Genomic DNA, 9,104 nt, shown 5'->3' with positions numbered 1-9,104 from the left:
GCGTAGTAGGCGGTGAAGGCCAGCGCGATGCCCCAGAAGGCCGGCTGGCGCAGCGCCCAGCGCACGATCCCGGTCCGCTTGCCGCCGTCCGCGGCTGCCGGCTTCGGCGGCGGCGGGCGGTCGGCGCGGGGGTCGATGATCCAGCCGTAGAGCACCGCATTGAGGCCGAGATTGGTGAGCGCCAGGACGAGCAGCGTGTCGCGCCAGCCGATGCGGTCGAGCAGGAACTGGATCAGCGGCACGAAGACCGTGCTGGCGAAGCCGCCCCACAGGGTCAGCGCGGTGATGCCGCGCCGCGCCTCCGGCCCGAAGCGCCGGGCGACGACCGCGAAGGCCGGCTCGTAGAGGGTCATGGCCTGGGCCAGGCCGAGCCCGGCGAACATCAGGTAGAAGGCCGGCAGGGATTCGAGATGCGCCCAGCCGGCGAGCAGCAGGCCGCCCGCCGCCGAGCCCGCGACCATGATCGCACGGCCGCGGCCGCGGTCGATGGCGCTGCCGATCGGATAGGCGGCGAGCGCGGCGATCAGCAGGCCGATGGTGGTGGCGCCGTAGATCTGGGTCTTGTCGTAGCCGAGGTCCCGGCTCATCGCCTCGGCGATCGGCGGGAAGGAGTAGTAGAGCGACCCCCAGGAGACGATCTGGCCGATCCCGAGGCCGGTGATGAACCAGTGCGGGCCGAGGGGCTTGCGGCGGCGCGGGGCGTCCCCGGTGGCCCCGGCGGCGGCGACGCCGGTCACCGGGAGCACCCGACGCCGGCCACCCCTCGGGTCTCGCCCAGGCAGTCGGTGATCTCCATCCAGGCCGCGACGGCGACCCGGAACGCCTCGCGGCCGCGGTCGGTCAGGCTGTAGACCCGGCGCTGGCGGCCGCCCACCATCTCGCTCGCCGCAGTGACGTAGCCGCCGGCCTCGAATTCGCGCAAGGCCGGATAGATGGTGCCCTCGGTCGGCGAGCAGCAGCCCCGCGTCGTCGCCGCGACCGCGCGCGCGATCTCGTAGCCGTGCATCGGATGTTGGTGAAGGACGCGCAGGATGAAGAACCGCGACAGGCTCATCTTGATCGTGCCGTTCCAGTAGGCGCGGCTCGTCAGGTCGGCGGCTGGCCGCCGGGCGTCGCGCACGCGATCAGGCATCGATGGGCTATGCATCGACGAATGATGCATGGCCGCTGCACATCGTCAAGTCGCCAGCGGCGCGTAATTGGTGTATGATGAACAAGTATACACTAATAGGTTGCTCTCATGTCCGACGCCGACGCAGAGTCTACATTCCCCTTCGCCGGGGTGGCCACGCCCGAACTGCGCGCCCGGCTGGGACCGGTGCTGGAGGGCGCCGTCGATGCGGTGCGCGACCGCGGTCTCCGCCTCGTGCTGCATGCCGACATGGCCGCGCTGCGCGATCGCCACCGCCAGGACCCGGGCCTCGCCCAGGACCGGCCGCTGCCGTCCCAGCTCGACGTCGACTACTGCGCCCTGCCGCCCGAGCGCGCCTTCTGGATCGAGGGGCTCGACGCCGACGGCCACGTCGCGCTGACCCATGCCGCCCGCCTCTTCGAGTGGCAGGCGACCGACCTCGAGACCGAGGGGCGGGCGTCGCGCATCTTCTACGACCGGCCCGAGCGCGACGGGCATCCGGGCTCGGACCTGACGCTGGCCCAGCCGATGCCGGTGCGCGTGGCCGGGCGGGTCGCCTATGTCGGCGGTCTGTGGATCCGGAGCGATTTCCGTGGCCGCGGGCTCGGCCGCATCATGCCGCGGGTCGGCCGGTCCTGGGCCTACCTGCGCTGGCAGCCCGACTTCCTCTTCAGCCACGTCGTCGACCGGCTGCTGGATGGGGGCATGCAGGCGGTCTATGGCTATCCGCACCGGCATCCGGGATTGCGCTTCCGCAACCGATACGGGCGGTCGTTCGACGTTTCGTGGGTCTGGATGTCGGGTCAGGAAATGCTGGCGGACTGCGCGGCGTTCGCGACGTCTCTCCAGTCGGCCCGGCCGCGGAGGTGACTGACGCCCGACACCATGCGCCGCCCGTCCGCGGTCCGCCACGGCAGGATCAGCCGGTCGTAGATGCTGCGCCGGCCGACACCCGACGGGGCGGCGATCGTCCCCTCGCAGGACTGCAGGATGGGCACGTTGCGCAGGTGCGCCTCGGCATAGATGGCGCTGGCGGCGCTGGAGAAGCGCAGGTCGGGCTGGCGGTCGACCGGCTGCCCGACATAGCGCGTCCAGCCGGCGGCGCCGTAGTGGGTGAGGTGGCGGCCGCGGAAGGCGATGACCATGCGGCTGTCGCCCGCCTCGGCGACCAGCGTCGTCCGGCCGAGGCAGCCGGAGCGCCGGAAGGGCAGCACCGTGTTGCTCGGGAGCTGTCCGCCGCGCGCCGCCCATTCGCGCAGCAGCCGCGCGAACGGCGCCGGGATCAGCGACTGGTCCGGATCCAGCGGCTGGTCCTCGGCGTGGAATGCCTTCTCGGGATGGCGGCTGCGCACGCCGTACACCAGCTCCTCGACGCGCCGCGTGAGCGGCGTGTAGCCGGGAACCAGTTCCTCCCGCCAGAACCCCTGGAAATGCGACAGCACGAACCGCGGCGGCCGCAGGTCGCCCAGCTGGAAGAACAGTTCCGACAGGGCACGGGACGAGGCGATGGCGGGACGCATCCGCACGCGCGCGCCGAATTCCCCGACGGCAACCTCGATCATCCCCAGTTGTCGGACCGCGAACGTGACCGGGTCGCTGTCGATGGGAAGCTTGTACCGGGCGATTCGCCGAAGCCCTCGCTCGACCGGCAGGGCCGTCCCGCGTCGGTCGATGAGGATCTTCTTCAACGCGCCGCCTTCCTCACCTTGGGCGCGGGCGCGGTGAGCTTGTCGCCGAGCCGATGGAAGAGTTCCATCAGCGACTGGCGGAGGTCGGAGCTGGCGATGCGCTCGTAGGCGCGCGACAGCTCGATCGCCTCGCGCCGCAGCATGATGCCCGGCTCCTGCGGCTTCGTCGCCTCGGCCTCCAGGCCGTCGAAGAAGGCGGTGACCGGCGTGCCGAGAACCTGCGCGATCTGCACCAGCTTGCTGGCCGAAATGCGGTTGCCGCCGCGCTCGTACTTCTGCACCTGCTGGAAGGTCAGCCCGATCGCCTCGGCGAGCTGCGTCTGGCTCAGGCCGGCGACGGTGCGGTAGAGCCGGACCTGACGGCCGACATGGACGTCGACCGGCGACGGCCCGTCGATGATCGCGACGCGCCGCCGCGGCCGCTCCGCCGCCGGCGGCTTCACCGCCCTCGGCCTGGCGGGCGCCGGCGGCGCCAGCACCCGGCGCACGGTCGGCAGGCCGATCTGGAGCTTGGTCGCGATCTCCACGTCCGAAAGGCCGGCCCCCTTCAGGGCCTGGATACGCATGGACTGGTTGGCGGGGGAACGAGGCATCGAGACTACCTTTTCATGACGCTGGGGAACGCCGCAAGTCGGTTCGGAATGCCCGGCAACGTGCGTTCGATCGCTCCGCCCCGCGGGAGGATCTTCCACATGCCTGGAGGATTCCATTACCGAAACTACTGATCTTCGACACTACAGGAATGTTTTGTATATTCGTCGGTGTCGTTCACGCGGCTGGTATACCATACGGCAGGCCGGTACAATGCAAAAGTCGAGCAAGCCGGGCGCTTCGCAATCTTCACCCGCCACTGTGGCGAGCATTGGGCGGGGATTGTTGCGGCCGGCGAGCCGGCCGGATAGCGTCGCCGCATGACAGAGTCCGTCGTCGTCACTGGGGCGTCGCAGGGGATCGGGCACGCCATCGCCGTCGCCCTCGCCGGGGCGGGCTACCACGTCGTCAATCTCGACCGCGTCCCGCCGCCGGCGGCGCTCGGCACCTTCGTCCCGGTCGACCTCGCGGACCGCGAGGCGACCGCGGCGGCGCTCGCCCGGGTCGCCGGCGAGCACGGGGCCACCCGCCTCGTCAACAATGTCGGGACGGTTCGCCCGGCGGCCGTCGAGGCGCAGACGGCGGCCGACCTGGAGGCGGTGATGGACCTCAACGTGCGCACGGCGATCCAGTGCGCCGAGGCAATGCTGCCGGCGATGCGCGCCGCCGGTTTCGGCCGGATCGTCAACATCACCAGCCGGGCGGCGCTCGGCAAGGAACTGCGCACTGCCTATGCCGCGAGCAAGGCGGCCCTGCACGGGCTGACCAAGACCTGGGCGCTGGAACTGGGGCCACACGGGATCACGGTCAACGCCGTCTCGCCGGGACCGATCGCGACCGAGCTCTTCCGTCGCGTCAATCCCGACGACAGCCCGCGCACGGCGGCGATCCGCGCGGCCATCCCGATGCGGCGGATGGGCCGGCCGGAGGACGTGGCCGGCGCCGTCGCCTTCTTCCTCGCCCGCGAGAGCGGCTTCGTCACCGGCCAGGTGCTGCATGTCTGCGGCGGCATGACGGTGGCGGGCGTCGGCGGCTGACCGGCGGACGCGGGCGCTGCCTTGACCGGGCGCGCTGCCGACCCCATCGACCAGGGGCTGGCCCTGCTGCGCAGCGGCCGGGCGGGGGAGGCCGAGGCGCTTTTCCGCATGATCCTGGAGCGGCTGCCGGGGCAGCGCGACGCGCGCAACGGCCTGGCGCTGGCGCTGGCCGCCCGCGCCGCCTGGGCCGACGCGCTGGCCGAGATGGACCGGGCAATCGGCGACGGAGCGGTTCCGGCCAGCTGGCACGCCAACCGGGCGGCGGTGCTGCGCCGGCTCGGCCGCGACGGCGAGGCGGCGACCGCCCTGGCGACGGCGACGGCCCGCGACCCCGCGAACCTCGCCTTCCGTCACGCCCACGGCGAGGCGGCGCTGGCCGCCGGCGACGCCGCCGGTGCCGTCGCCGCCTTCCGGGCCGTGGTCGCCGCCGATCCCGGCCGCGTCGCCGCCTGGAGCAACCTCGGCACGGCGCTCGACGCCATGGGCGATCCCGAGGGTGCGGTCGATGCCTATCGCAAGGCGACCGAGCATGGGGCGGCCGTGCCGGAAGCCTGGGTCAACCTCGGCAACGCCCTCAACCGGAGCGGCGCTTCCGCCGCGGCGCTGGCCGCCTTCGCGTGCGCCCTGGACCTCCGCGCCGGTTTTCCGCCGGCCGCCGTCGGCCGCGGCGTGGCGCTGCACAATCTCGGGCGCGCGGAGGAGGCGATCGCCGCCTTCGACGCCGTGCTGGCCCGTCACCCGGACGACGGCAACGCCCACAACAACCGCGCCGTCGCCCTCCAGGACGCGGGACGCCTGGACGAGGCGATCGCGGGCTTTCGCCGCGCCGTCGCCCTGGCGCCGGCCGACCCCGTCGCCCACAACAATCTCGGCAGCGCGCTCCAGCGCGCCGGGCGGCCGAAGGAGGCGCTGGCGGCGTTCGGCCGGGCCCTCGAACTCAAGCCGGACTATGCCGAGGCGCTGAACAACCTCGCCAGCGCGCTGGAGGCCGAGGACCGGGCGGAAGAGGCGGTCGCGCTCTACCGCCGGGCCCTGCGGATCAAGCCGGCCTACGCCAGGGCGCGCGGCAATCTCGCCAGCCTGCTGCACACGCTGGGGCGCCAGGAGGAAGCGGAGGCGGTGCTCGAGGAGGGGCTCGCGCGGACGCCCGGCCACCTGCCGACGCGCCTGCGCGCGGCCTTCACCCGGCTGCGGATCGTCTATCGCGACATGGCCGAGCGCGACCGCTGCCGTGCCGCCTACCGCCGGGACCTGGAGGCGCTGTCGGCGATGGCGCTGCCCGACGATCCGGCGGCGCTCGCCGAACTGGCCGAGACCATCGGCGCCAGCCAGCCCTTCTATCTTGCCTACCAGGGCCTGAACGACCGCGACCTGCAGGCGCTCTACGGGGACTTCGTCTGCCGGGTGACGGCGCGCCGCCATCCCGGCTTCGCGATCCGGCCGCCGCGGCCGCCGGTCGAACCCGGCCGGCCGATCCGGGTCGGCCTGCTGTCCGGATTCTTCCGGCATCACTCCAACTGGAAGATCCCGATCCGCGGCTGGCTGGAGGACCTCGACCCGGCGCGGATCGCCGTCCACGCCTACTACACCCAGGCGATCGACGGGCCGGAGGCGGCGCGGGCGCGCGCCCTCTGCCATCGCTTCGTCGACGGTTCCCGCACCGTCGAGGCCTGGGCGGAGACGATCCGCGCCGACCGGCTGCACGTCCTCCTCATCCCGGAAATCGGCATGGATCCGACGACCGTACGCCTGGCTGCGATGCGGCTGGCACCGGTTCAGGCGACCTCCTGGGGCCACCCCCAGACCTCGGGCATGCCGACCATCGACGATTTCCTGTCGAGCGAACTGATGGAGCCGGGCGACGGCGACCACCACTACACCGAGCGGCTGGTGCGCCTGCCGGGCCTGTCGTTCCGGCCGCTGCCGGCGTCGGTCGTGCCGGTCGCGGTCGAGCGGGGCGAACTCGGCGTCGAGCCCGATGCGGTTCTCTTCTGGTGCTGCCAGTCGCTCTTCAAGTATCTCCCGGACGATGACCGCCTGTTCCCCGCCATCGCCGCCCGCGTTCCGCACGCCCGGTTCCTCTTCCTCGGCTATCCCGTCGGCACCGAGATCGACCGCCTGTTCCGCGACCGCATCGGCGGCGCCTTCGCCGCCGCCGGGCTCGATGCCGGCGCATGCTGCCGCTTCCTCGGCACGCTCCCGCCCGAGCGCTTCGCCGGCGTTGCGCGTCAGGTCGACGTCTTCCTCGACGCCGTCGGCTGGTCCGGCTGCAATTCGGCCCTCGAGGCGCTGGAGGCCGGAGTGCCGGTGGTGACGATGCCCGGCCGTCTGATGCGCGGCCGCCATTCGGCGGCGATCCTGCGGCGGGCGGGTCTGGACGAATTGATCGCGGACTCGCCGTCGGCCTATGTCGACCTCGCGGTGCGGCTGGCGCTCGATCCGGCGAGGCGCGCCGCACTGCGGCCGCGCATCGCCGCCGGCTGCCGGCGCATCGCCGAGGACCGCGCGCCGGCGGCGGGCCTCCAGGCCTACCTGCTGGCGGCTGCGGGCGCGGCGCCGTGACCGCCGACGCCGTCGCCCGTTGCGAGGCGTGGCTCAGCCAGCGTCCCGACGATCGCCCGGGGATGGCGGCGCTGGCGGAGGCGCTCGGCGCCGAGGGCCGCTTCGCCGAGGCGCTTGCCTGGATCGAGCGCGCGGTCGCGGGGCCTTCGCCCCTGCCGGCCTGGATCGGGCGCCACGGCATCCTGCTCGCCCGCGCCGGCCGCTTCGCCGAAGCGGTCGCGCGCATCGAGGCGGCGCTGTCGTCGGGCCCGGACGCGGCCGACCTGCGGTGGGAACTCGGCCGGGCGCTGGAGCGGCTCGGGAACAGCGAGCGCGCGATCCGGGAGTACCGCCGCGGTCTGGAACTCGCTCCCGACCATCCGGGCATCCTCGCCTCGCTCGGCAGCGCGCTGTGGCTGCGGCGCGAGAGCGCGCCCGCGATGGAAGCGCTCCGGCGGGCGGTGGAACTCCGGCCGGACTGGGTGCCGGTGCGCGACAGCCTCGCCAACGCCCATCACTACATCGGCGAGTGGGACGAGGCCGAGCGCATCTTCGACGAGACGCTGCGGCTGCGGCCGGACGACCTGACGAGCCGCCTCAACGCCTGCATCGCGCGCCTGCGGGTCATCTATGCCGACCCCGCCGAACGCCAGCGCTCGCGCGCCGCCTATATCCGCGACCTTCACGCCCTGGAGCGCCTGCCGCTGCCGGCGTCGGTCGACGAGCTGCTGCGGGTCCTGGGCGCGCGCAAGCCGTTCCTCCTCGCCTACCAGGGCGAGGTCGACCGCGACCTCCAGGCGGTCTATGGCGGCCTCCTCTGCCGCGCCGTCGCGGCCCGCCATCCGGAGTTCGTGCGGCCGCTGCCGCCGCGGCCGCCGGCGCCCGGCGAGCGCATCCGCGTCGGCATCCTGTCGGCCTTCTTCCGCCATCACTCCAACTGGAAGATGCGCCTCCGGGCATGGCTGGAGGATCTCGACCGCGACCGGTTCGAGGTCCATGCCTATTTCCCGGGCGAGGGCGCGGATGCCGAGACCGCGCGGGCGCGGTCGCTGGCCGACGCGTTCGTCGAGGGGAGCCGGTCCGTCGCCGACTGGGCCCGCCGCATCCGGGCCGACCGGCTGCATGTCCTGCTGATCCCCGAGATCGGCATGAATTCGACGACGATGCAACTCGCCGCGATGCGGCTGGCGCCGGTGCAGGCGAGTTCCTGGGGCCATCCCCAGACCTCCGGCATGCCGACCGTCGACGACTTCCTGTCGAGCGCGATGATGGAGCCCGCGGACGGCGAGCAGCACTACACCGAGCGGCTCGTCCGGCTGCCCGGCCTCTCCTGCCGGCCGATCCCGGTCGCCAAGGCGCCGGAGCGCGTCACCCGGGCCGAGCTCGGGGTCGGGCCGGACCACGTGCTCTACTGGTGCTGCCAGTCGCTCTACAAGTATCTCCCCGAGCACGACGACGTCTTTCCCCGGATCGCCGCCCGGCTGCCGGCGGCCCGCTTCCTCTTTCTCGGCCATCCCGACGGCCCCAAGGTGGAACTCGCCTTCCAGCAGCGCATCGGCCGCGCCTTCGCGGCCTTCGGGCTCGACGCCGCCGTCCATTGCCGCTTCCTCGGCCGGCTCAGTTCCGAGCGCTTCGCCGGCTGTGCGCAGGCGAGCGACATCTTCCTCGATTCGATCGGCTGGTCCGGCTGCAATTCGACGATCGAGGGGATGATGTTCGACCTGCCGGTCGTCACCTGGCCGGGCCGGACCATGCGCGCCCGCCATTCCGACGCCATCCTGCGGCTGGCCGGCATCGCGCGGACCATCGTCGCGACGCGCGAGGCGTATGTCGAGCTCGCGGCGCGCATCGGCGCCGACCCCGGCTTGCGCGGCGAACTCCGGGCCGAAGTCGCGCGCGGCAAGCACCGCATCTTCGAGGACCGCTCCTACCTGCCCGGGCTCGAGGCCTATCTCGCGGCCGCCGCCAAGGGCCGCCGGTGAGCGGAGCCGTCGCCGCGGCCTGGGACCTGCTGCGCGCCGGTCGCGGGCCCGAGGCGGCCGGGGCCTTCCGCGCGGCGCTGGCCGCCGACCCCGCCGACCGCGGGGCGATGCGCGGGCTGGCGCTGGCGCTGGC

Annotated in this window: 8 protein-coding genes; 4 read left to right on the top strand and 4 right to left on the bottom strand. The window is 73.1% G+C overall.

Translation table 11 applies throughout. The features are described 5' to 3' along the window. The coding region (locus tag ACE3Q3_RS21315) for an MFS transporter (protein ID WP_374449350.1) at positions 1–737 on the bottom strand (737 nt) is incomplete at its 3' end. Continuing rightward, positions 734–1,132, bottom strand: coding sequence for a PadR family transcriptional regulator (locus tag ACE3Q3_RS21310; RefSeq protein WP_374449348.1), 399 nt, complete (start codon positions 1,130–1,132; stop codon positions 734–736). The genes ACE3Q3_RS21315 and ACE3Q3_RS21310, both read right to left, overlap by 4 nt. A 108-nt stretch (positions 1,133–1,240) precedes the next feature. On the opposite strand from ACE3Q3_RS21310, the gene ACE3Q3_RS21305 reads away from it, so the two are divergent. Beyond that, positions 1,241–2,002 (top strand): hypothetical protein, encoded by a 762-nt coding sequence (locus ACE3Q3_RS21305; RefSeq protein ID WP_374449346.1) that lies wholly within the window; start codon positions 1,241–1,243, stop codon positions 2,000–2,002. On the opposite strand, the gene ACE3Q3_RS21300 is transcribed toward ACE3Q3_RS21305, so the two are convergent. Next, a complete protein-coding gene (locus tag ACE3Q3_RS21300; protein ID WP_374449344.1) occupies positions 1,936–2,694 on the bottom strand; it encodes a hypothetical protein in 759 nt (252 codons plus the stop codon). The genes ACE3Q3_RS21305 and ACE3Q3_RS21300 overlap by 67 nt on opposite strands. A gap of 122 nt (positions 2,695–2,816) precedes the next feature. Continuing rightward, a complete protein-coding gene (locus tag ACE3Q3_RS21295; RefSeq protein WP_374449342.1) occupies positions 2,817–3,386 on the bottom strand; it encodes a helix-turn-helix domain-containing protein in 570 nt (189 codons plus the stop codon). A gap of 345 nt (positions 3,387–3,731) precedes the next feature. On the opposite strand from ACE3Q3_RS21295, the gene ACE3Q3_RS21290 reads away from it, so the two are divergent. The 3 genes from ACE3Q3_RS21290 to ACE3Q3_RS21280 are packed head-to-tail and all read left to right on the top strand — an operon-like array spanning position 3,732 to position 8,971. Then, positions 3,732–4,448: an SDR family oxidoreductase gene (locus ACE3Q3_RS21290; RefSeq protein WP_374449340.1), complete on the top strand. Its 717-nt coding sequence runs from the start codon at positions 3,732–3,734 to the stop codon at positions 4,446–4,448. A gap of 21 nt (positions 4,449–4,469) precedes the next feature. After that, positions 4,470–7,010 (top strand): tetratricopeptide repeat protein, encoded by a 2,541-nt coding sequence (locus ACE3Q3_RS21285; protein WP_374449338.1) that lies wholly within the window; start codon positions 4,470–4,472, stop codon positions 7,008–7,010. Further along, complete coding sequence (locus ACE3Q3_RS21280) at positions 7,007–8,971, top strand: tetratricopeptide repeat protein (RefSeq protein WP_374449336.1); 1,965 nt, start codon at positions 7,007–7,009, stop codon at positions 8,969–8,971. Before ACE3Q3_RS21285 ends, ACE3Q3_RS21280 begins: the two co-directional genes overlap by 4 nt. Positions 8,972–9,104 lie beyond the last annotated feature (133 nt).

It is taken from the genome of Allostella sp. (assembly GCF_041913585.1).
GTDB lineage: Bacteria > Pseudomonadota > Alphaproteobacteria > ATCC43930 > Allostellaceae > Allostella.
This window is presented reverse-complemented; position numbering and strand designations above follow the sequence as displayed.